Source organism: Sphingomonas daechungensis (assembly GCF_014489495.1).
Taxonomy (GTDB): Bacteria; Pseudomonadota; Alphaproteobacteria; order Sphingomonadales; family Sphingomonadaceae; genus Sphingomicrobium; species Sphingomicrobium daechungense.
Genome location: NZ_CP060780.1, coordinates 679,531 through 699,843, shown reverse-complemented (window position 1 = coordinate 699,843; position 20,313 = coordinate 679,531). Strand labels below are relative to the sequence as shown.

25 protein-coding genes and 1 tRNA gene are annotated in these 20,313 nt (G+C 58.9%); 11 read left to right on the top strand and 15 right to left on the bottom strand.

The features are described from left to right. Window positions 1-242 precede the first annotated feature (242 nt). Window positions 243-950, top strand: a complete 708-nt coding sequence (locus tag H9L15_RS03645; RefSeq protein ID WP_187715188.1) for a hypothetical protein — start codon at window positions 243-245, stop codon at window positions 948-950. Window positions 951-1,015: 65 nt separating this feature from the next. Here the strand turns inward: H9L15_RS03645 and H9L15_RS03640 are convergent, their stop codons facing one another. The 5 genes from H9L15_RS03640 to H9L15_RS03620 all read right to left on the bottom strand — a co-directional run bounded on the left by H9L15_RS03640 (window position 1,016) and on the right by H9L15_RS03620 (window position 3,866). Beyond that, window positions 1,016-1,321 carry a hypothetical protein gene (locus H9L15_RS03640; protein WP_187715187.1) on the bottom strand — a complete coding sequence of 102 codons (306 nt, stop codon included), beginning with the start codon at window positions 1,319-1,321 and terminating at the stop codon, window positions 1,016-1,018. A gap of 110 nt (window positions 1,322-1,431) precedes the next feature. Further along, window positions 1,432-1,851 (bottom strand): bestrophin-like domain, encoded by a 420-nt coding sequence (locus H9L15_RS03635; RefSeq protein WP_187715186.1) that lies wholly within the window; start codon window positions 1,849-1,851, stop codon window positions 1,432-1,434. A 13-nt stretch (window positions 1,852-1,864) separates the two neighbouring features. Further along, window positions 1,865-2,239, bottom strand: a complete 375-nt coding sequence (locus tag H9L15_RS03630; protein WP_223276476.1) for a DUF1622 domain-containing protein — start codon at window positions 2,237-2,239, stop codon at window positions 1,865-1,867. Window positions 2,240-2,406: 167 nt separating this feature from the next. After that, the gene (locus tag H9L15_RS03625; RefSeq protein WP_187715184.1) at window positions 2,407-3,615 is read right to left on the bottom strand and encodes a sensor histidine kinase; all 1,209 of its coding nucleotides are present in this window, start codon (window positions 3,613-3,615) and stop codon (window positions 2,407-2,409) included. Next, window positions 3,573-3,866, bottom strand: coding sequence for a nitrogen regulation protein NR(II) (locus H9L15_RS03620; RefSeq protein WP_187715183.1), 294 nt, complete (start codon window positions 3,864-3,866; stop codon window positions 3,573-3,575). Before H9L15_RS03620 ends, H9L15_RS03625 begins: the two co-directional genes overlap by 43 nt. Before the next feature lie 277 nt (window positions 3,867-4,143). On the opposite strand from H9L15_RS03620, the gene H9L15_RS19360 reads away from it, so the two are divergent. The 4 genes from H9L15_RS19360 (at window position 4,144) to H9L15_RS03605 (ending at window position 7,402) form a co-directional block, all read left to right on the top strand. Continuing rightward, a complete protein-coding gene (locus H9L15_RS19360) occupies window positions 4,144-4,881 on the top strand; it encodes a sulfatase-like hydrolase/transferase (protein WP_317617578.1) in 738 nt (245 codons plus the stop codon). Continuing rightward, entirely contained in the window at window positions 4,803-5,645 is an 843-nt protein-coding gene (locus tag H9L15_RS19355; RefSeq protein ID WP_317617577.1) for a sulfatase-like hydrolase/transferase, read from the top strand. The genes H9L15_RS19360 and H9L15_RS19355 overlap by 79 nt, the downstream gene beginning before the upstream one ends. Before the next feature lie 63 nt (window positions 5,646-5,708). Then, window positions 5,709-6,617, top strand: coding sequence for a hypothetical protein (locus H9L15_RS03610; protein WP_223276475.1), 909 nt, complete (start codon window positions 5,709-5,711; stop codon window positions 6,615-6,617). Between the two features lie 335 nt (window positions 6,618-6,952). Beyond that, entirely contained in the window at window positions 6,953-7,402 is a 450-nt protein-coding gene (locus H9L15_RS03605) for an outer membrane lipoprotein (RefSeq protein ID WP_187715182.1), read from the top strand. A 13-nt stretch (window positions 7,403-7,415) separates the two neighbouring features. Here H9L15_RS03605 and H9L15_RS03600 read toward each other — a convergent pair. From H9L15_RS03600 to H9L15_RS16930, 4 genes are all read right to left on the bottom strand, one after another. After that, a tRNA-Tyr gene (locus H9L15_RS03600) sits at window positions 7,416-7,568 on the bottom strand. Further along, a complete protein-coding gene (locus H9L15_RS03595) occupies window positions 7,520-8,137 on the bottom strand; it encodes a tyrosine-type recombinase/integrase (RefSeq protein ID WP_223276635.1) in 618 nt (205 codons plus the stop codon). The genes H9L15_RS03600 and H9L15_RS03595 overlap by 49 nt, the downstream gene beginning before the upstream one ends. A 74-nt stretch (window positions 8,138-8,211) precedes the next feature. After that, window positions 8,212-8,697, bottom strand: coding sequence for a phage integrase central domain-containing protein (locus H9L15_RS03590; protein WP_187715180.1), 486 nt, complete (start codon window positions 8,695-8,697; stop codon window positions 8,212-8,214). A gap of 94 nt (window positions 8,698-8,791) precedes the next feature. Then, window positions 8,792-9,220 (bottom strand): hypothetical protein, encoded by a 429-nt coding sequence (locus H9L15_RS16930; RefSeq protein ID WP_223276736.1) that lies wholly within the window; start codon window positions 9,218-9,220, stop codon window positions 8,792-8,794. 413 nt (window positions 9,221-9,633) lie between these two features. On the opposite strand from H9L15_RS16930, the gene H9L15_RS19350 reads away from it, so the two are divergent. After that, window positions 9,634-9,879: a helix-turn-helix domain-containing protein gene (locus tag H9L15_RS19350; RefSeq protein WP_317617576.1), complete on the top strand. Its 246-nt coding sequence runs from the start codon at window positions 9,634-9,636 to the stop codon at window positions 9,877-9,879. 653 nt (window positions 9,880-10,532) lie between these two features. Further along, window positions 10,533-11,516: an HGGxSTG domain-containing protein gene (locus H9L15_RS03575; RefSeq protein WP_223276474.1), complete on the top strand. Its 984-nt coding sequence runs from the start codon at window positions 10,533-10,535 to the stop codon at window positions 11,514-11,516. 68 nt (window positions 11,517-11,584) lie between these two features. Here H9L15_RS03575 and H9L15_RS03570 read toward each other — a convergent pair whose 3' ends face one another. The 5 genes from H9L15_RS03570 to H9L15_RS03555 all read right to left on the bottom strand — a co-directional run bounded on the left by H9L15_RS03570 (window position 11,585) and on the right by H9L15_RS03555 (window position 16,058). Then, window positions 11,585-12,427, bottom strand: a complete 843-nt coding sequence (locus H9L15_RS03570; RefSeq protein WP_223276473.1) for a recombinase family protein — start codon at window positions 12,425-12,427, stop codon at window positions 11,585-11,587. Between the two features lie 102 nt (window positions 12,428-12,529). Next, the gene (locus H9L15_RS16920; protein ID WP_223276472.1) at window positions 12,530-13,054 is read right to left on the bottom strand and encodes a DUF1214 domain-containing protein; all 525 of its coding nucleotides are present in this window, start codon (window positions 13,052-13,054) and stop codon (window positions 12,530-12,532) included. Next, window positions 13,054-13,845: a DUF1254 domain-containing protein gene (locus H9L15_RS16915; protein WP_223276471.1), complete on the bottom strand. Its 792-nt coding sequence runs from the start codon at window positions 13,843-13,845 to the stop codon at window positions 13,054-13,056. The genes H9L15_RS16920 and H9L15_RS16915 overlap by 1 nt, the downstream gene beginning before the upstream one ends. Window positions 13,846-14,001: 156 nt before the next feature. Continuing rightward, window positions 14,002-15,372: a DUF1254 domain-containing protein gene (locus H9L15_RS03560; protein ID WP_223276470.1), complete on the bottom strand. Its 1,371-nt coding sequence runs from the start codon at window positions 15,370-15,372 to the stop codon at window positions 14,002-14,004. 299 nt (window positions 15,373-15,671) lie between these two features. Then, window positions 15,672-16,058: a hypothetical protein gene (locus H9L15_RS03555; RefSeq protein ID WP_223276469.1), complete on the bottom strand. Its 387-nt coding sequence runs from the start codon at window positions 16,056-16,058 to the stop codon at window positions 15,672-15,674. A 1,846-nt stretch (window positions 16,059-17,904) separates the two neighbouring features. Here H9L15_RS03555 and H9L15_RS03550 point away from each other — a divergent pair. Together H9L15_RS03550 and H9L15_RS03545 are read left to right on the top strand one after the other, a co-directional pair. Further along, window positions 17,905-18,255 carry a DUF3147 family protein gene (locus H9L15_RS03550; RefSeq protein ID WP_187715175.1) on the top strand — a complete coding sequence of 117 codons (351 nt, stop codon included), beginning with the start codon at window positions 17,905-17,907 and terminating at the stop codon, window positions 18,253-18,255. Window positions 18,256-18,318: 63 nt separating this feature from the next. Beyond that, a complete protein-coding gene (locus H9L15_RS03545) occupies window positions 18,319-18,897 on the top strand; it encodes a hypothetical protein (protein ID WP_187715174.1) in 579 nt (192 codons plus the stop codon). Between the two features lie 42 nt (window positions 18,898-18,939). On the opposite strand, the gene H9L15_RS03540 is transcribed toward H9L15_RS03545, so the two are convergent. Then, entirely contained in the window at window positions 18,940-19,458 is a 519-nt protein-coding gene (locus H9L15_RS03540; protein ID WP_223276634.1) for a YybH family protein, read from the bottom strand. A gap of 240 nt (window positions 19,459-19,698) precedes the next feature. Here H9L15_RS03540 and H9L15_RS03535 point away from each other — a divergent pair, with 240 nt between their 5' ends. Beyond that, window positions 19,699-19,899, top strand: coding sequence for a hypothetical protein (locus H9L15_RS03535; protein ID WP_187715173.1), 201 nt, complete (start codon window positions 19,699-19,701; stop codon window positions 19,897-19,899). Window positions 19,900-19,918: 19 nt separating this feature from the next. After that, window positions 19,919-20,119 carry a tyrosine-type recombinase/integrase gene (locus tag H9L15_RS03530; RefSeq protein WP_398286610.1) on the top strand — a complete coding sequence of 67 codons (201 nt, stop codon included), beginning with the start codon at window positions 19,919-19,921 and terminating at the stop codon, window positions 20,117-20,119. Window positions 20,120-20,313 lie beyond the last annotated feature (194 nt).

Below are 20,313 nucleotides of genomic sequence, written 5' to 3'. Positions count from 1 at the left end.
CTGCGCACGCATCTCATAATTTCAGAACAAAGTTATCTTGATCGGGAGGGCGCCATGAAGCGCGGGTTTGCAATTGGTTTGATGATGGCTGCGGGCTGCTTCGGAGCGACTGGTGCGGCCGCGGCGACGACGGACGCTGCCGAAGCGGCGCCTGAAACAACGGTTCCCGCTCTAGATACCGCCTTGGCCGTCGACGAAACTCAGACGGGTACGCAGGCCCCGACCCAGAGCCAGCGGCGGCAGTGGATGCGCCAGACGTGGACGGCTCGTCCAGCAATTGGGAAGCTTCGTTCACCCCTTATCTTTGGCTGGCGGGCACGGCGGGCAATGTCGGAGTTCCGAAATTCGGTCAGGGCGTCGAGATCGACAAGTCGTTCGCGGACATGCTCAGCAACCTCAACTTCGCGTTCATGGGCGCGGTGGATGCCCGCCGGAAGCGCTTCGTCATGCGGGGTGACCTCATGTACCTCAGCATGACGGCGAAGGCGGAAAACATTCTCAACCAGGCCTTCCTGTCCGGGCGGGTCGATGCGAAGACCACGATCGCCACGGCATCGATTGGCGTCCGGGTTGTCGACCAGGGCCCGTTGTTCCTCGACGTGCTCGTTGGCGGTCGAATCATCGGCCTCAATGTCGATATGAAGCTGACCGGACCAAACCAGACCTTTTCATACGGCACGTCGCCATCCAACGTTTCGCCGTTGATCGGCGCCCGCCTTCATGTGCCGCTCGGAGAGAAATGGGGACTGGGTGTTTATGGGGACGTTGGCGGCCTCCTCCACAACACGGATGTGAAATGGCAGGCTCTTGCGACCATCCAGTATGACATCAGCCGCCGTTGGACCGCAATCGCTGGCTACCGCCACATGCAGATTCACCACGAAAGTCAGCGGCTGGACTTCGACGTCAACATGAATGGGCCGCTGCTTGGATTTTCGTACAAGTTTTGATTGAGAAGCGACGAGCGGGAACGTCCCGCTCTTCCTTCATTGAACCCGCTGACGCTGCACGCGGGTCACGGCAGTCGATTGTCGGGGGCCTTCGCATCCCGATCCATCGCAGCAGCTAGCTCCTCCAGCCCGCGCTGGCTGACCAGGATCGACCCTGCGCGCGGGCGATCGAGGTCGATAATCATCACGATGCCGAGGACGAACAGGATTACCAGGATTGTCGAGGCGTAACGCTGACGGGTTCCGTCCTTTGCGAGCATCGATCCGAGCAGTGCCGACGACACCACGAGAAAGAGGTACAGCGCCCCGAGAATGGCGCCGGGAATGTGTGCGCGGGAGGCGAGGGCGCGCGACGTGCCGACATCCAGCATTTGGTTGACGGCCTCGACGAAATAGGAGCCGAGCTCGGTCGCTCGGACCGGGTAAACTGCTTTCTCGGTCGCGCCCCACAGCCGGTCACGGAGAGCTTCGCTCTTCGCGCCTAGCCTTTCCCTTGTCTCAGGAGTGATATTCTCGGGACGATGCGTGAGTGCGCATATTCGCGGAGCGTCGACTTCAACTCAGTCTTATAGGGCTCATCGAAGAGGCTTGCCCGAAGATAGGCGGTGCTGATCGCATTGGCCTCTTCAGCGACCCAATTGCGCCGCTCGTCATAACGGTCGAGCGCCAGGGAGAAGGTCAGGCCGATCAGCAGAGCGAGCAATCCGAAAACGGATCCGATGATGAAGCCCTGGGTGTCGCTGCCGATCAATCGCTTTTCGGCCAGGGTCTTGTCGAGCAGGAACTTGCCCCACCATGCTCCCACCTCCACTGCCAACAAGGCAGCGGCAATCAGGACGAGCCCGACAGCCCACAATGGCAGCGCGTGCATCAAGGGATCGAGCGAGATCAATTGCGACATGGGCGGATTCCGCTCAGGCGTCCTTCCGCTTTTCCGCCCGGAATCTCTCGGCCTGCTCGACGTCGCGGCCGAGGAAGAAATTCAGAGCCGTTCGAATGCCCGCGATCGCCGCCAGCTTGCCGATCTCGTCCCACGTCGGAGCGATCGCTGTCCGAATGATGTCGGCGCCCAGCGCGAATTCCAGCGAGAGCAGGATCCAGCTTGCAAACCGGACCCAGATGCCCCTGTCGCCCGACGATTGCTCAACCGACCACCCCAGGTTCCGAAACGACGCATAGAGCGCTTCGACAGCACCGATCACGACTGCAGTCACGGCCGCTGCCTCGATGAACAGCGCGAAGAATGATGCAATCAGGCGAAAGGTTATTTCGATTTGTTCAATCATCATGAGTGCAGAATTATGGGCCGACCGCAAACCGGCCTATCCGGCTTTTTCCCGATGTTCCCGGGCTTCGCCGGGGCCGTAGGAAAGCGCCATCCGGACGGCCGTCCGGTTGGCGCCGAAGGTTGCCCCCCAAGCCTCCTTCGGCGCCACACGATCGACCTTTGAACCGTCTACCTGAGCGGGATCAGCACCTTCAGAGTCGTGCCACCATTCGAATGGATATCGAGGTGGCCGCCCAGCCGCGCGACCCGGTCGCGCATGCCCGAAAGGCCAACGCCATAGCCGTTGTGATCCGTGACGCCCTCTTGGGAGAAACCGATGCCATCGTCGCAAATCTCCAGCTCGATCTTTCCCCTTATGACGTCCAGCCGGACGCTGACTGATTTTGCCTTTGCATGACGATGAACGTTCGTCAGCGCTTCCTGGCAAATTCGAAGCAGCGGAATGGCTAGTTCCTCCGGAAGCGAATTGACTCTCGTGTCCACGCTTACGTCGACGGCAATTCCCGCCCGGCCGCCGAACCCCATGGTGAAATTGCGAATGACGGACACCAGGCCCTGCTTCGCGATGGCCGGCGGATGCAGGAGATAACTGAGGACCCGGATTTCGCGCTCGGCGTCCTTCAGGCATTCCATCACGTCGTCGAGGGATCGGCGGACGCCGGGATTGCGCTTGAGCTCCGGACTTCGTTCCTGGGCGCCGATCAGCGCGAGCTCGGCGGCGACGACGTATTGGCCCGCAGAATCATGCAATTCCTGAGCGATCACGCGGCGTTCTTCGAGCTCGGCATTGGAAAGCAGGCTATTGAGCGCAGCAACTTCGTCGCGCAGGTGAGACTGGTCGGTCATGTCGGTCGCCACGCCGATCACTGAGCGGGCAGCGCCATCTTCGGTGCGGTCGAGCACGCGGTTGCGGCACGAGAGCCGCCGATAGCTTCCGGTGCTGTCACGCACTCGGCACTCGAAGATCGAAACCTCGTCCGGAGACTGGCCGATTTCCGCGAACATCTGCTCAACCCACCCGTAATCGTCAGGATGGACCATATCCCGGACCGGGTCTCCCATTTCCTCCAACTGATAAGGCTTGAACCCCAACAATTGCTCGACTTGTCCACCGACATACGTCGCGCGACGCGTTGGCAGGTCGAGCAGGTAGATCAGCCCCGGGTTCGTCGTGTTCAGACCGTCGACGAGCTTCTGGTTGCGCTCGTCGATACCGCTTGCGTGCAATCCAACCGGGATGGGACGGGACATGGCGACGATTTCGCGAAGCTCGCCATCTCCATGTCGCACGGGGATCATGTTGGCCGCCCAGGCAACCCGACCAGTCGGCAGGTCTATCGCTCGCTCGTAGTTTTGCGGCTCCCCGTGGCGAGACATTGCCTGAGCTTCGCCTCGAAATAGTCCGCGACCTCCGGAATCATGATGTCCCGGACCCGCTCGCCCGGTGCCTCGCTCCAGGGAATTGTGGAAAAGGCACCTGCCGCGGGATTGGCTTCAATGATCCGAAGCTCTCCGTCGGGATCGAGCCGAACGACGCCGACGGCGATATTCGGGTCGGACAATATGGCGCGCCAGATGTCCTCCATCTCGACCAAGGTCCGACCCTTGGTCGCGTACAACTCAGTCACGCGTGCAGCTCGCATTCGTCCCCGATTTTCGAGGGCGTTGAGCAATCAACGCAACGGCAAACGAGCCCCCGCTCTTAAACATATGTTAACAGGAAAATCCCTGAGAGTCAGTCTCTGAAATCGCTCAGGGTTTGTCCCAGTTTCGGATGCGAATCGCGCAAATCGGCCCATCTCAGGGTATCCGCCAGGCCCGCGTGGGGAGTTTCCCCGATATCCGAAACTCGCCCAGAAAGGCACAGCCACTCCCATTCAAGGCTCTGAACATGGGAGAATTTCTATGCCGGGCGGCAAGCCTAATATCTTGATCATGTGGGGTGACGACATTGGTCAGTCGAACCTGTCGATCTTCACCAAGGGAATGATGGGCTATCGCACGCCCAACATCGACCGCATCGGCGAGGAAGGTCTTCTTTTTACCGATTACTATGCGGAGCAGAGCTGCACCGCAGGCCGCGCCAGCTTCATCACTGGCCAGTGTGGCCTCCGGACCGGTTTGACCAAGGTCGGCATGCCGGGCGCCAAGCAGGGAATGAAGGACTCGATTCCGACGATCGCGACCGTCCTGAAAGCTCAAGGCTATAATACCGGCCAGTTCGGGAAGAACCACCTGGGTGACCTCGACGAACATCTGCCGACGATGCACGGCTTCGATGAGTTCTTCGGCAACCTCTACCACCTCAATGCCGAGGAAGAGCCGGAGAACGTCGACTATCCGGATCCCAAGGATTTCCCCAATTATCGTAAGAACTTCGGCCCGCGAGGCGTGCTCCACTGCCATGCCGACAGCAAAGGCGGGCAGACCGTGGTGGACACCGGTCCGCTGACGAAAAAGCGGATGGAGACGATCGACGACGAAGTGCTCGAAAAGACCATCGATTTCATCAAGCGCCAAAACGACGCGGGGTCCCATTCTTCGTTTGGTTCAACACGACCCACATGCACTTTCGGACCTATGCGAAGCCGGAGAGCAAGGGCCAGGCGGGTCGCTGGCAGAGCGAATATCATGACGTCATGATCGATCACGACAAGGCGATCGGCGTGTTGCTGAAGCTGCTCGACGATCTCGGCATCGTCGAAGACACCTTCGTCATGTACTCGACCGACAACGGTCCGCACTGCAACACTTGGCCGGATGCCGGCACTACGCCCTTCCGATCGGAGAAGAACACCAGCTGGGAAGGAGCCTATCGCGTCCCTTGTGTCGTCCGCTGGCCGGGCAAGATTGCCGCCGGGTCCGTCTCCAACGATATCGTCGCCCATCTCGACTGGCTGCCGACGCTGGCGGCGGTCGCGGGCGAGCCGGATATCAAGGGCAAGCTGAAGGCCGGGCACCAGCTCGGGGACCGGAAGTTCAAGTCCTACATTGATGGCGTGAACCAGCTCGATCACATTACCGGCAAAGCTCCGAGCGCACGCCAGGGCTTCATTTACTGGACCGACGAAGCCGAGCTCGCCGCCATCCGTTTCTTCAACTGGAAGGCGATCTTTATGGAGCAGCGCTGCCCGGGCACCTGCCTCATCTGGGCGGAGCCGATGGTGAAGCTACGGGCGCCGAAGTTGTTCAACCTCCGCACCGACCCGTATGAGCACGCGGACATCACGTCGAACACTTACTATGACTGGTGGCTCGACCGGGCGTTCGTGCTTCTGGCCGCGCAGCCGATCGTGGCGGAGTTCCTGCAAACGTTCGCGGAATTCCCTCCGGCCCAGAAAGCCGGGTCGTTCAATCTCGAGTCTGTACTCGAGACACTGCAGTACGGCGCAAGCGGCGCCGCTTGACCTTCTGGGGGTGCCGGAGGTTCCGGCGCCCCTTCATCCTACAGTCGAAATGAGGAGTTCGCGATGAGCAGGTCGCTGAAGTCGCTACTCGTCCTCCTTGCGCTAACGGCGTCTTCTGCAGCCTTTGCGCAAGAAACTCCGCCTGCCGAAGAACCGCAGCCGGTCAGTGAGCCGGCAGCAGCGGCCGATGACGGTCAGGACCTCGCACGCCAATTGTCGAACCCTGTCGCGTCGCTGATCAGCGTCCCGTTCCAGCAGAATCTCGATATCGGCGGTGGACCGAGGGACATGGGCGTTCGCTACACGATGAACGTGCAGCCGGTGATTCCGATCAGTATTTCCGATGACGCCAATTTGATCGTCAGGACCATCGTTCCGATCGTTTACCAGAACGAATTGAGCGGCCCGAACCAGTCCGAATTCGGGCTCGGCGATACGGTGCAGAGCTTCTTCTATTCGCCCAAGGCGCCGACGCGCAGCGGCATCATCTGGGGTGCGGGACCGGTGTTCCTGTTCCCGACGGCCACGAGCCGCTTCACCGGCGGCGAGAAGTGGGGCGCGGGGCCGACCTTTGTGGTGCTAAAGCAGGCTGGCCAATCCACGTTCGGCCTTCTCGCCAATCACATCTGGTCGTTCGCGGGCGACAACAGCCGAAACGACATCAGCGCGACCTTCATCCAGCCGTTCTACAGCTTCACGACCAAGCGGGCGACGACCTACAGCTTCAACACGGAGTCGACGTACAACTGGCAGACGAAAAAATGGATTGTGCCGGTCAACGTGAGCGTCTCGCAACTGATGCGGATCGGCAAGCAACCCGTCTCGCTAGGTATCGGCGGTCGCTATTATATCTCCAGCCCAACCGGCGGTCCGACCTGGGGATGCGCTTCACGACGACCCTGCTGTTCCCGAAGGGCTGATCAGTGCGGGATGTTTCGCAAGGCATTGATGGCGCGGATCACCGAAGCGTAAGGCTGCGCGCAGGCCCGGTGATAAAGCCCGTTCAGGCTATCCAGCCCATCGGGGTCGTCATGCGCGAAATGGATGAGATGCGCGTCCTCACCGGGCCAAATCGGCCGCTTGCAACTCGGGCAGACTGCGGCGTTCCCCCACCACCATCCGGACGCAAATCGCGGAACATGTTCGCTCAACGGGTGCTGGAAGACGCGAGTTCCAACGGCTGTCGCGAAAGCGCCTGCAGACCGGAGCTACCGGCATTCCGAGTCTCGTCTCAGGGTAAACCCCAGTCCCGAAGAGCTTGGCGGTTCAGTATCATGCGGCCCTTCGAACAGGAAAGGACGCTGACCATGAGGACCCTCTTTATTACAGTAGCTCTCGGCAGCGTCTTGGCGGCCTGCGCACAGCAGCCATCGGTCAACACCGTTTCAGCCAACCAGACGATGCGTGCCGTTCCCGTCCAGTTCGGGACGGTTGAAAGCGTTCGCGGTGTCGGAATTCAGGCGCATAACACTCGCCTTGGCGCGGTTACTGGAGCGGTTATCGGAGGAGCGATCGGCAGCACGATCGGCCGTAGCACCGCAGCGAATGTCGCTGGCGCAGCCGGCGGCGCGGCGGCAGGCGGCGCGCTGGGGAACGCGGTCGAGGGTTCCAACGTGAAGCAAGGCGTTGAGATCACGCTCAAGCTCGATTCCGGCGGCATGATCGCGGTCGTCCAGCCGGGCGATCCGCGCGACTTCCGGCCGGGCGACCGGGTGCGCGTGACCGGCGAAGGCGAAGGCGTCCGCGTCACGCGCTAAGCGTCACTGGGATTGGTGGAGAGGGCTGGATTCGAACCAGCGTACGCTTGCGCGGGCAGATTTACAGTCTGCTGCTCCTCCGCAGAAAACCGTCAGAAAGGCGCCTATATGTATCGTTTATGTAGCGAGCAGCGACTTCTCAGCCTTGAGGGCCAACTCAGCATCCTTGCGGGCATCGACAACCAAATGGCCGTAGACATCAATGGTCAGCTGAATGTTCTCGTGACCGATCCACGTTTGTAAACGCTTTAGATCAATCCCGTCATTCAGCCAGCTGGAGGCCGCGACGTGCCGTAAATGGTGCCAGTCGTAGCGAGCCCGGTAGACAGATTCGCCTTTGCGATCCCTTCGACCAGTATCGATCGCCAGTCCGGCGGCGATCTGGATCTTCAGCAGAAGCCCGATGAAGCCCTTCTGGTCGATTACCCCGCCACGACGGTTCGGAAACATCAGACCAAGCTCAGAAGGCTTGCAGCGAAGCTTCCAAGCCTTGAGGATGGTCGTCAAAGACGGCCCGATTGGAATTGTCCGGTGGCCGGCGTCCGACTTGGGCGGGCCGATTACGTTCCAGCGGTCAGCCCGTTGGGCAACTGTCAGGCATGAAGCCTTTAGGTCAGCTTTTTCCAGCGGGAAGCCACGCACCTCACTAGCGCGCAACCCAGTCAGCATGACCACGCGTAGGAGAACCGGGAGTCTTGGATCTTCGCTCGCAAGATCGTCAGCGGCCTTCAGCATGGCCTGCAAGTGTTCGAAGGGCGGTATTTCAGCGCGCTTCGCAAGCCGCTGCCTCTTTTCACCACGCGGTCGCTTCACTTGCACTCCCGAGCGACGTTCTGCGCTACCAGTCCACGGCGCATGGCTTCGGTCAGCACCATAGACAGGTGACGGACGGCCTTGCTCGCCATGGCATGGGACCGCGTCCGGATCATTGTGTCCCGGAACTCGACAACTTGCGGAGCTGATAGTCGGGACAGCTTCTCGGGCCCGATGTGCGGCTTAACGTGCCGGTTCACGATCTCGCGGTACGTTTTGATTGTTGCCCGGTCGCACCCGTTCGCTTCGCTCGCGGAAATCCAAATGTCAGCCGCCTGCGAAAGCGTGATGCTTTGAGCCTCCGGCGTATGAATGCCTCGGGCCAACTCGCTTTCAGCCTTAATTCGGTAAGCGTCAGCGTCGCGCCGCATCTCGAATTGCTTGTGGTGGCGGCGACCCTCGCGGTCCGTGTACGAGACCCGGAAAGCTTCGCGCCATTCCCCCTTAGAGGTCTGCCATCTACGCTTCTTGATGGTGGCCATAAGTGAACTTCCTCGTTCAGACGCAGCCGTTCTCTTTTTCAAGAAATCGAAGGCGATTACTCTTCAGAGTCCTCACCATCGTTTTCTGATAGCTCTAGCCAATTGGGTTTTCGGGTTGTGAAAGCGTCCGCGTCGATGTCGGGATCGTCAGGGGTTGTCCTGCCAATACCCGAATGCAGTCAAAGAACTCATCGTCCGTGATATTGAGGGGGTCTCGTAAACCCGGCAACGGCTCGAAGGCGCCGCTCTGCTTGAACATGCGCATAACGCCCCCAACCACGAAGTTTCCCGACCTGCTTGCGGCTCGCGAGACCGTCAATTCCCGGCCGATCCGGATCGCAGGTCTTCGCCTTTCCTCATGCTCTGCTAATGGGCCTTCGAAGATGGACTTTGCGAGTTTCTTCACGCGCTCCAAGCGCTTCGGATATTCCGCCCAGGCCTCTTCGTAGATCGAACGAACTTCCGGCGGAAAGTCCGTCTTGCTCGGATAAGCCTTCGCAAGGCCTTCAATTTTGCGGCGCACGTTTTCGAGTTCGGCGACGCGATCCAGAAAGTCAGCAACAATTCTCGATGACGCTCCCAAATGTCGAGATCGATCTGCGGTTGAAATGAAGTGAGAATCGTTCGGACAGCCGAGTTTACAGCTTCCCAAGTCATCCGGTCCTCGTTCCAGGGCTTGCCGCTTTCGGTTTCTATGAGAGCAACTGCGCCAATCACCAGTTTGGCCAAGATCGTTGTCTCACTTCCTCCGAGCAGCATCTCGTCTTGAAGCGATCGCTCGAGCCGAGACTCTATTTCTTGCGAGACTGACCGGCCGTTTGCAGTCGCCGCGCCGTTGATCCGCTCCCGCATGGTTTCGGACATGCGCATCGTAACGACGTGGCGCTTGGGTTCCTTCGCTTTCAAATATCCCATGGACCACCCCTGTAATCACATATGAATACACCTCTTGACATGTTCGAACTCTGGATGCAACGTATTCACATACGAATACATGGAGGTTTATGCATGCTCGCTGATGACCTGCTGGCAGGCGCCAATGCAGCCGCCAACTTTATCGGAGTCACGCCCCGCGCTGTTTATCATTTGGTTGAGGGAGGCCGTCTCCCAGTCGTTCGAATGGGAAAGCGGCTCTACTTCCGAAAATCCGAATTGGAGCGCGCGTTCAGCACCGCCGCGTGAGGAATTAGGCGCCGCTTGGCGGCCAATAAGTGAGGTGTCGAGTGAGCAGATTTCGGTCGCGATACGACGCAAAGGGGCGATCCTCCGCGAAGGATGACCACCATGTCCGGGTCTATCGATGGTTGTCGACAAGTCAGGCGTGGCTGCACGCCTCCGGGAACGAGATTAAGGGTCTTCTTTTTATCGCAAGCTTCGATTTTGGTGACAACAATGGTCGCATACACATGAGCGAGCGACGACTTTCAGAGGGAATTGGGATTGATCGAAAGACGGCGCGAAAAGTACTTCGTGGGCTCCAGGACAAGGGATTCATCGAGTGCACCGCCCGTGGCTCCTTTAAAGCGAAGCAGTCGCCCGCGGCACAATGGCGGCTGACGTGGAAGAGCTGGCCGGATCGGTCACAAGGTCCCACCCACGAATATCGTCGCTGGCAACCGCCGAGTGAAAAATCTCGGGGGAGAAATTGGCCGCCCAAGGGGGAAATCTGCCCCATGGCCGAATGAATTTGGCTGCAATGGGTGGAAACATTCCCCCGGTGAGCCGGACAATCCGCGGAAAACTGCCAGAATGAATTCGGGAAGTATTCCCCCACTTACAGTAGCCAGTGGGGAGGGTCGTCTGAATGACTCATCTCAAGATCTGGCTGCTTGAGCATGGATCCTAACCCTCCACCAAACCGCAAACAGAAAATGCCTGCCATCCTCAAAGAAATTGGGGCAAAGGCCATTGTTCGGCACGAGAAACGTGACGCCACCCCGGAGATTGAAATTGGGGTTGAAGGTGGCGGCTGGACCTTCCGTTCGCCTTACGAAGACGAGGACTTGGCAGAGTGGGAAGCGTTGCTGTTCGACGCTTTCGCGACTCGATCAATCGCCGCGTTCCAGTCGTTCGCGACCCAATTGGCCGAACTGTGCTCAACTGACTGGCATGGTGATGAAAAGGGATGGCTGCCCAACTCTTCGGAACTTAGGGCTGCTATTCAGGTCGTACGAAGCTTGCGACCGCGAGATGAGGCTGAGGCCTGTCTGGCGGCTCAGATGGTCGCGGTACACCTCATGCAGATCAAGCTTTCGGCCCAGGCGCTGAAGCAAAGCTATCCGGATCCAAGGACGTGCGCGATCGCCGGCAAGCTCGGCCGAACCTACGCGATGCAGCTCGAAACAATGGCCAAATTGCGTGGCAAGGTAACGCGCCAACGGATCACGGTCCGGAAGTACTCGCAGCACGAACACAAACACATTCATCTGCACCAGGGGAGGTTGAAAATGGGAACCAACCCCATGGACCAAGAGAGCGCGAAGCGGCTGAAACAGGAACGTCTGGGCAACCTTCGACGTGCTCCGCGCTGTCTAGCCCAGACGCAACGGGGAACCCCTTGTCAGTCGCCAGCGATCAAGGGTCGCAAGCGATGTCGACTACATGGGGCGCAAGCGGATCGGGCGCTCCGATGGGCGAAGCTAATGGGTCATTTATCCATGGGGGTTGGACACGTGAAGCAATTGAGCTCCGCCGTCAGGGGGCAAGGCTTCTCAGGGATTTGCGACGACTCAGGCGTTCGTGCTGATTACCGTTCGAGGCGTGCTCCCGAGAGCGGATCGGCGCTGAGGGGGTACCGCGTGCTCGAACAAACATTCTGAAATATCGATGACGTTCTCTGGAAAGAGGCCGGATGCACTACCGAGCTCGAGCCTGAAAACTGCCGCGCCTACTGGAATTGAAATACGGCACTCCCCAGGAGGCCGTCGCCCGCCTTGGCCCCCGGACGAGATCCGGGAGGCGTTTCGTGAACTACAGCGAGGTCTTTACGCCAGAGACTAGGCGCCGCTCTCTTCCTAACTAAGGGAGCATTTTGCCTAATGATTTTGGAATCTGGCGCTACCGCTTCGTTCCAAAACTGCTTTGACCTGTGCAGCATGCCACTTTCCGCCGCGAGGGCAGTGATCCCCCGGTCGTTAAGCGCGCCAGCTATTTGTCTGAGAGATAGACTGCCCCCCGCGGCTACCGCTTCGATCTGACGGCGAACTTTCTGTGCTCGCTCGACAGATTGGCGGCTCCGCACTTCGGCACTTCTCGCGGGACCCTTTCGAAGATCTTCGAGATTGCCACGGTTGCCGCCCAACCGGACCCCTCGTGCTCGCGCTGCAGCCAAGGCGTCCTTCGTGCGAGCTGAGATTGCCTTTCGTTCGGCCTGGGCAACCGCAGCCATAATATGAATCGTGAGCTCGTTTGCCTCCGGCATGTCCGCTGCGACGAACCTGGCGCCGCTTTCCTGGAGCTTCGCGAGGAAGGCAAGATTGCGGCTGAGGCGGTCTAACTTCGCTACGACCAATGTGGCGCCCGACAGCTCGCACATCGCCAAGGCCTGCTCGAGCTGAGGGCGATCGTCGCTTTTGCCGGATTCCACTTCAACGAACTCAGCACGGAGGTCCCAGGCGCCGCCATTGAGGAAGTCGCTGACAGATCTGCGTTGTGCTTCGAGGCCCAGCCCGCTTCGTCCCTGACGAGCTGTGCTCACCCGGTAGTAAGCGACGAAAGAACGCTCGGTCATAATGTGTTCCAATAGTAGCAACCAACGTTGCCACTAATAGAACAGTTCGCCGCCTAAATGCAATTGTGAACGCTAATGGCAGCTTTCGACCCATTCCGGACATCAGCCGGACAGCCATCGGCCGGTCAATCTCTCACACGAGTTCAAAGTCCGGTAACTTGAATGTCCCATTGTTGAATTCATCCGTTGGACCGTACAGTCGCATGCCGGGAGCGGTCGTTTGCCGGAGGTAGGGATCCAGTTGGCTTCCAGCCCCGCTGGCGGTTGCGGGCCGACATAGATTGTGATTCCACCATCCGCATTCTTCGTCATCAGTTCGACGTCGTAACTGGACAGGGTCGTGCGATTGCTGTCGCTGTAGATGAAGGCAAAGGTTGCGCGATCATAGACGGTCAGCGCCCAGAACTGTTTGACGGGAATGTCTGCGGGTAAGTCCAGCTTGTACAGCTTACCTGCCTCCAGTTTTCGGCCATCCCGATCGGCCATGGCCATCATATACTGGGTAGCCGGCGTGTCGCTGAGCTGTTTCGGCACGTAGGTGCACCAGACATATTGCGCCGCGCGGCGGACGAGATCGATCCGGTCTGAGTATTCGAATGTGAAGGTCCGGTTGTCATCGGCCTGCATCAACGTGGCGTAGTGGCGGTCCGGCCAGAACAGCAGCTCCGACGGGAGGTTATCGTACCATTGCTGGAGAAAATGCCAGGCGTCGACTGCGCCTTGCCGGATCGCACGAACGGTCGGGGGTCAGGGTCGAATTTCATGCCCTTGCGGATGCCGAGCGTCGCCAGCATCCCCATCATCACCTTGTCCTGTTCTCTGACTGGCTCTGCGTCGACGATCTCGGCGAGGTCGCGGAAATAACGCTCGTCGAAAAACGGCAGCGTCGGATAGCGGCTGTTGCTCGGATCAATGAATTTCTGCTCTGGCGGGCTTTTCGTGTCCCCTAAAAGATACATCCGCAGCTGGCGGGCGTATTGGTAAGCGTCCTTCGCCGTCTTGCCCGGCGCCCGTACCGATCGAAAGGCGAACGAGATGCGGTTGTTCGGTGATGCGACGTGCAGATAGCCATCCGGCACAGACTGGTCGTAGCCGGGCGGAGTGAAGAGGTATCGTCCACCCTTGCCTTCATCCATGCCTGACGGGCCCACGTCGGCGATCGAGAACTGCCATGCATCGACCACCTGGCCGTAAAGGCTACCATCCGCGCCCGCGGGTGGCACCTCCAGTACCGCTGGGCCGGCGCGAAGATCGCAATAAGCCCCGATGTAAGGTGTCGAGCTGTTCGCCGTGAGCCCCTCTAGGAGCGGAGTGGCAGTGCCCGTGTAGGCCAAGATGTCGCAATCGCGATAGCCTAACGCCTCGAAGGCCGCCCTCCGGAAGCCATAAATGGAGACAGCGGGCATCGCCCACAGCACGGCTTCGAACGCCCGCTGTCGCTTCAGCTCGAAATCGAAGTCCGAAATCGAACAGGAAGTGTCCGCCGGGGCTGCCCGCCGATTGGTTCACAGTCGTTCTCATCGTCCCTGGCCATGGACAGTGCTTTCCCAATTAAAGTGGTACTTCCTGAAGTCTCAACTCACCTTGATGAGGGTCGGAGGTTTCCAGCGTCCGTCGAGCGCTTCGGACTTTGGGCTGTAAAGCCGCATGTAAGTGATGAACGGGCCGGGTGGCGCGGGAAGCCAATTGGGCTCCTTATCATGTCCCGGCGAGTTGGCCTGGATGTACAAGGTCAGACCGCCGTCCTGATCTTTCACAAACTGATCCATCATCGGAGAATTCAACAGGTAGCGGTTCAGGGGATTGGCGACGAGCAGGCTCTCGGGAAGCTTGTACATGGTCAGCGACCAGAAGGCCCGGGCAGGAGGCATTTGACCAGGCGCGAAGCGCAAGGTGTAGTTATTCGATCCACTTAGCGGTTCACCGTCGAAATCGACAGAGAGGACCGGATAAATGGCTTCTTCCTTTGAGTTTCCGTAGATGCCGAGAACTGCACCGACCATGCGGGACAGATAATCGTTCTTCAGATACTCTCGGGTTCCAAAGACGTCGCCCGACGTCAACTGGCCGGTATCGATTTTCGTCCTCTTCAGGTCCGCGAAGGCTTCCCACGCGTCGGCCATTCCTTGAGCGAGGGCATCCTGGATATCGGCTGGCAGCGCTGCGACATCGAAGCTCTCGTTGCCGTTGAAACCGACTTGGGCGAAGCGCATCCGAAGATCCGTCTCCGAGGGATGCGTCGAGCAGAATTTGAGGACAAAGTTGAGGACGTTGAAGAATTTGATCGAGGTCTTCTGTTCTTCAGCCGAGAGCGGAGCGACTGCATCGATCTTCGCCATTGAGACGGGTTCGGCACCCACGAAAGCTGAAAGCGGCTCGACTCTGTAGCTGGCCTGGATCCTCTTGACATTCTCGATATCCGCCGGGTTGAACAATTGGGTTCGGAAGAAAGCGAAGACAAAGTCCGTCTCGCTTCGGATGACCTTGGTCACGCCGGCAGGCACCTCGCCCTGCCAGCTGGGGCCGGCAATCAGGTATTTTCCGCCACCGTTACCGGTCGTCCGGGTACCAATATAGTCGAAATTATGGGTGTAGGCGTCGATGAGCTGAATGCAGAAGTACCGGCCTTCCTCGATCGGCGGGACCGTGATGACCTGTGGCTCGCTGCGAAGATCCAGCCCAATGTGGGAATAGGGCGTATCGGAGTTCGGCGTCTGGATCGCCGTGTCTTCTGGGGTGAAGACCCTCGGCGTATTGATCAGTGTGTTCCAGGGACCCTTGTATTGGGAACCGCCGACGTCCGCGAAAAAGGCGTGCTGGATGCGGTAGTGGTCGACTAGCGGAAAGCCATAGATGTAGGCGTCCTTGGCGATCGCGCGCGCCGTTTCAGGCGTAAGCGTATCGGCGTTTGCCCGTAAACCCGGCTGGCTGACAACTTCTTGCATGGAGCCGCTCCTCTCGCGCTTTAAAAGACAGCGCATATTTTGAATGCGGGAGCTCCGCTATTCGGGCATTTGCGTAAGGAATCTCCCCATCCAAATGCGGCGAATGCGTACGGCTCATGCTGCTTGTTGCGGGCCTTTGCTTCCTCTTTCGTCGAATGCGTGATTGCCTTGTTCTGTCTGCTCTTCTGGAGATTCGAAGACAAATCCGTCTAGCGCCTAATGACCGCTTTCCACCCAAACTTGCCGCGAATGTTCTCCCGAATTGACCGGGTTGGATCACCGGCGCGCATTGGCTCGAACTAGGGCGCGGATTGGGGCTTGGCCCGGATTCCGGCAATGAGAATCGCGATCATCATGGCCTCCGCTATCATCGGTGGCAGAGCGTCTGGACCCACTCCGTCGAGCAACAAGCTGAGGGTTCGACCGACAAAGGCGATACCGAGGAGAGTCACGGGGACCCACAGCGCTCCGCGTTTGTTGGTTTCCAGCCCGAGCAACGCGAAAAGACCGGCCGTAATGAAGAAGCCCGGAAAGTCTGCGCGGATGGTCGCAAGCCCCTGGCTGCCAATCGCAGTTATTGAGAACTCGGCCGCCATTCTGACGGGAGCGTACAGGAACGCCAGGCCGAGTCCCAAATTCAGCAGGCCAACGAGAGCGATGGCAATCCGCAACACCTTATGCATCATCGTTGCCCCTAAGAAGTTCTCCAATCTCGTTGACTGCTAATAGGTTGTTGGAGCTTCGTAACTCGGGTTATCAGGGAGGCACCGTGCTATCGAGGTGATCGAGCGTCCGCTTTCCACCCATTCCCGCCGCGACCGATTTCGACCCATTGTAGACGCTAACGGCCCGTGCGGGTTAATCTGAGATGATGCCGAGCGGTCGATGGCTAATCGTTTCTGTACTGATCACTTTGGGCGGGTGTGGCCGTTCTGGCCTTCCCGCCACGGCGCTGTTCGCCGGAGTTGAGGATCAAACCTATGCCCAAGGGAGCCGACTTATCGAAGATCGGCTGGCGGCGCGCTTTCCGCCGGGAAGCTCCGTCCGGGAACTTGCGCGTTATCTAGAGCAGCAAGGACTGGCCGTTGAACCCGCCGCGCGTTCATCGACGTTCAACAGCGGTGTCGCTTTCTTCAAATACGGCGGACCTGTCTGCGGCAGTCAGGTCCGAGTGAACTGGAAAGGCGATGCTGCTGGGAAGGTCAAAAGCATTGACGCTTTGTACAGCGACACAGGCTGCCCTTAGTGGCAGCTTTCCACCCAAACCTGCCGCGACCGTATTCGACCCAAACCTGCCGCTAGATCGCTAGCGTCTGTTTTTGACCCAAAGCAGACGTTAGGCTTTGAAGTTGCTCCGCTTGCGCAGCGACGGCCTGACCACCCAGACTAGCAAGAGCAAGAGGAGCGGGACTGCCACTCCCCAAACCACAGCTTGAAGCGAGTAAGATTGCCCGGCCTCCAGCGCCGTTAGGACTGGATGCGGCACCGTTGCTCCGGGCGGTGGCTGGTCGATGTAGCTGTGAGCACCGCTGGACAGGGTGTATCCGCGCCAGCCCACGTAGGCCCAAATGGCTAACCAGCTAATGGTCGTAACCGCTAGGAGGCGCCTCATCGTCGGGTTCATCGCCGAGACGGTATTTCGATTAGCGTCCGCTTTCTACCCATTGCAGACGCCAGGGTCGTGTTTGAGATTGAACTCGTCCAATTGCGATGTCGCGACATCACTCCCACGAGAAAATCGTGCGAAGGTCACAGCCCGAAGGTGTTTGCCCTTCTTCGAATAAGACGACCCGGTCGATCGCCCGCTGTTGCGAATTGGTGAGAGGCTTCTTCGACCGAAAATAGGCAGCCCCGTGCGCACCATTCCAGATGGCGATCTCATAGCCATCCTCGACTCGACGCTCTGCGAATCTCGCAGGCCTGTTCCCTGATCCGCCTCTAACAATCGACCCCTTTGGACGACTGGCCCAACCTATTCCATGAACCTCAAGCGAGCCAAACTCGCCTTGCCAACGGAAGCTACCCCCATGGATGCCGCCTTCGAGAGTGGTCACTTTCTCTCCAGCGACCAAATCAATGATCGGTGCATATCCGCAGAAGCGACCTGGTCCGATGAGTTCGCTAGCTCTCGCTTGAGACGAAAGGAGAGTCGCGGCAACCGCGGAAACTAAGATCGCGATCTTCATGGTCTTGCGCCCGACCTACTCACAAGGAGGTCCTCGAAGTCTAATTGGCCTAATGTCAGCTTTCTACCCAAACCTGCCGCGACAGGTTTCGACCCATTGCGGACATTTGAGGTTCAGCACTCGGAAAGGTGAATGCTTAGGCGGTCGGTCAAATGCCTGCTACTACGACCAAGGATCCGTCGGGGGTCTTCGTTTGTCAGACACTCCGGCGGGTCTTCAATGCTCATCGTCTAGCTGAACGCCATTCGGGCTCAATCTCTGGGGACGGACGCCCGACCTGCCCTCCGAAGCCGCGCGGGACTTTCGACCCATTGCGGACACTGTGACCCAGCGCCATTCTCGGAGCATGTTGTACCTGGCTCTTAAAGCGGCGCTTTCAGGGATGTTGATTGCAGTCATCTCCGAAGTGGCGAAGCGCTACCCCGGCATAGGCGGCATGATTGCGTCGCTGCCGCTTGTTTCCGTCCTCGGCATGATCTGGCTTTGGCGAGACAAGCCCGACGTCGAGAACATGGCTTCCCACGTCGAAGCGACCTTTTGGTTCGTGCTCCCTTCGCTGCCGATGTTCCTGCTCATTCCGTGGCTCATGCGGAATGGAATATCGTTCTGGTTGGCGTTGGTGATCGGCTGCACGATGACGATCGCACTCTATTCAGCGATGGTTGCTATTGGGCCAAGGTTGGGGCTTCGGCTCTAATGTCCGCTTTCCACCCATTGCGGTCACTAAACAGGCGTGAGAACCTGGGCCGGGGCGTCTTCTATGGACACGTTCGAATATATCACTGCACTTGTGGCCGTCGTGATCGGTTTAGCGATCGCCGATCTAGCGACTAGCCTGCATCGCCTTCTGCGTAACCGGGAAAGAGTCCGCTGGGATTGGGTAGCGCCGCTATCCGCTTTGCTGATCCTGGCTGAACTTTTCAACCTGTGGTGGCGCTGGCATGGCTTTAGCGGAACGACCGCCGGTCAGGTCGTTCCTTACTTTCTCGCACTGATTCTCATTTTTCTTGCTGCCTGCATATCGCTTCCTGATGAAGTGCCGGCGGAGGGCGTCGACCTAGCCCGCCACTTCGACAAGAACCGAAGGTACTTTTGGTTCGTCTACGCGAGCTACGTTGCTTTGTTGATTGCGCTCATCTCGATCCGCGACCTGCACAATGGGCTCACGCCAAGAGACCTACTTTCGAGATATTATTTTGATTATCCATGGCTCGTTGCGGCTTACGCGATGATTTTCGTTCGCAAGCGCTGGATTAGTGGCATCGTCATGCTCGCGTCGCTCGGTTGGCTGGTGATCGGGCTCAATCTCTGGGGACGAACGCCTGACCTGCCTCTCTGAGGCCATCGCCGGTCGTAACCGGTGTCCGAAACGAGTGGAGCCCTAACCTCCGCTGGCGGGAAGATCACTGTTGAAGATGTCCGCAGCGGCCTTCCATTCGTCGCCGCTTTTTCGCCAGACGACTACGTACTTGCCGGTGTCCGTCTTCGCAGTGCCATCGGGCGCGATAGTAAGCTTATACATTCCACGATCGAGTGCCATGTCACCTGAAGACGACACGATGATTTGCTCCGGAACGATGCTCAGTTCGAAGCCTGGTATTTGCAGCAAGGAAGCCCAAACTTGCTGGATTGCTGCACGTCCTTTTCCGATTGGCGCGTTCGGCGGCATCACGGCGCCATCGCTCGTGTAAAGTTCCGCGATGCCCGCGGAATCCTTGGCTTTCATGAGTTCGTGCCAACGATCAACCTGCCCGCGTATCGCCTTTTCATCTGCGCCAGCATCGACAGCGGCGGGACTATTTTTCTCCTGAGCATGGTTCGCCGGCATTGCGGCGGCCTGCCACGCGGGCATCAGCAGCGCTGCCGAAGAAAGTAGCAATAATGATCTCGTCATATGCACCCCCAATCGCTGCTCTTCGTGCTAACACCAGCAACGGCATTCCAGCTAGTTCACTAAAGTCAGCTTTCCCAACAGAGCTGCCATCGGGGTGAGGTCACCACGATTACGATCGCCAGGTAGTCGCCGGTCCTGGACAATCTGGCGCGCTGCATCGGAAGCTAGTGGCAGCTTTCCACCCAAACCCGCCGCGACAGTTTGCGACCCATTGCGGACATCAGCCCTCGCAGTAAGGTCGAGTAAATGAGCGCAGACCTACTGAAAGATTGGTCGACCGAGCTTGTCCGGTTGATCGACGAGGACAAGTCGGACGCCGCGGCTGGCGACGATTTCGCCAAAGGACGCAAGTTTGGCTTGGGAGAGGCGCTGTCGCTACTTCAGCAGGAAGCGCGTGCCTTCGGCATAGATGCCGCATCTATTGGCCTTCCCCGGAGGATGGCATGACGATCGCTCTCAAGGCTTAGTGTCCCGTTCCGGGCTGGAGCCGGCCGCCTATGGGATGCACAGCCTCAGGCGAACCAAGGTGGCGATGCTCTATCGCAAGACCGGCAACCTCAGAGCCTGCCAGCTGCTACTCGGTCATACGAAGCTGGAGAGCACAGTTCGCTACTTGGGCGTCGAGCTCGACGACGCGCTGGCGCTCTCGGAAGCGCTGGAAATCTGAAGCTAAGCCTTCGGCCCACCTAGCCAGATGTTCCCCATTTGTACCAAGTAGCCCGAATGCGACTCGACGATCCTTTAGACAACGGCGGCCGGGGCTGGCGACGATTGGAGCCCGAAGAGGTCGCGGCCCTGGCTTACCTCGCGATCCGCCTGATCCGCAGGGGCGTACGGAACGACCTGGCAGGTCGCGACGCC

Excerpts from the sequence above, each read along its gene's own strand:
- H9L15_RS03640 (WP_187715187.1), bottom strand. The coding sequence starts at position 1,321 with ATGCTGGATGTCGGCACGTCGCGCGCCCTCGCCTCCCGCGCACACATT.
- H9L15_RS03635 (WP_187715186.1), bottom strand. The coding sequence starts at position 1,851 with ATGTCGCAATTGATCTCGCTCGATCCCTTGATGCACGCGCTGCCATTG.
- H9L15_RS03630 (WP_223276476.1), bottom strand. The coding sequence starts at position 2,239 with ATGATGATTGAACAAATCGAAATAACCTTTCGCCTGATTGCATCATTC.
- H9L15_RS03625 (WP_187715184.1), bottom strand. The coding sequence starts at position 3,615 with ATGTCTCGCCACGGGGAGCCGCAAAACTACGAGCGAGCGATAGACCTG.
- H9L15_RS19360 (WP_317617578.1), top strand. The coding sequence starts at position 4,144 with ATGCCGGGCGGCAAGCCTAATATCTTGATCATGTGGGGTGACGACATT.
- H9L15_RS19355 (WP_317617577.1), top strand. The coding sequence starts at position 4,803 with ATGCACTTTCGGACCTATGCGAAGCCGGAGAGCAAGGGCCAGGCGGGT.
- H9L15_RS03610 (WP_223276475.1), top strand. The coding sequence starts at position 5,709 with ATGAGCAGGTCGCTGAAGTCGCTACTCGTCCTCCTTGCGCTAACGGCG.
- H9L15_RS03605 (WP_187715182.1), top strand. The coding sequence starts at position 6,953 with ATGAGGACCCTCTTTATTACAGTAGCTCTCGGCAGCGTCTTGGCGGCC.
- H9L15_RS03595 (WP_223276635.1), bottom strand. The coding sequence starts at position 8,137 with ATGCTGAAGGCCGCTGACGATCTTGCGAGCGAAGATCCAAGACTCCCG.
- H9L15_RS03590 (WP_187715180.1), bottom strand. The coding sequence starts at position 8,697 with ATGGCCACCATCAAGAAGCGTAGATGGCAGACCTCTAAGGGGGAATGG.
- H9L15_RS19350 (WP_317617576.1), top strand. The coding sequence starts at position 9,634 with ATGAATACACCTCTTGACATGTTCGAACTCTGGATGCAACGTATTCAC.
- H9L15_RS03575 (WP_223276474.1), top strand. The coding sequence starts at position 10,533 with ATGGATCCTAACCCTCCACCAAACCGCAAACAGAAAATGCCTGCCATC.
- H9L15_RS03570 (WP_223276473.1), bottom strand. The coding sequence starts at position 12,427 with ATGACCGAGCGTTCTTTCGTCGCTTACTACCGGGTGAGCACAGCTCGT.
- H9L15_RS16920 (WP_223276472.1), bottom strand. The coding sequence starts at position 13,054 with ATGCAGGCCGATGACAACCGGACCTTCACATTCGAATACTCAGACCGG.
- H9L15_RS03560 (WP_223276470.1), bottom strand. The coding sequence starts at position 15,372 with ATGCAAGAAGTTGTCAGCCAGCCGGGTTTACGGGCAAACGCCGATACG.
- H9L15_RS03555 (WP_223276469.1), bottom strand. The coding sequence starts at position 16,058 with ATGATGCATAAGGTGTTGCGGATTGCCATCGCTCTCGTTGGCCTGCTG.
- H9L15_RS03550 (WP_187715175.1), top strand. The coding sequence starts at position 17,905 with ATGTTGTACCTGGCTCTTAAAGCGGCGCTTTCAGGGATGTTGATTGCA.
- H9L15_RS03545 (WP_187715174.1), top strand. The coding sequence starts at position 18,319 with ATGGACACGTTCGAATATATCACTGCACTTGTGGCCGTCGTGATCGGT.
- H9L15_RS03535 (WP_187715173.1), top strand. The coding sequence starts at position 19,699 with ATGAGCGCAGACCTACTGAAAGATTGGTCGACCGAGCTTGTCCGGTTG.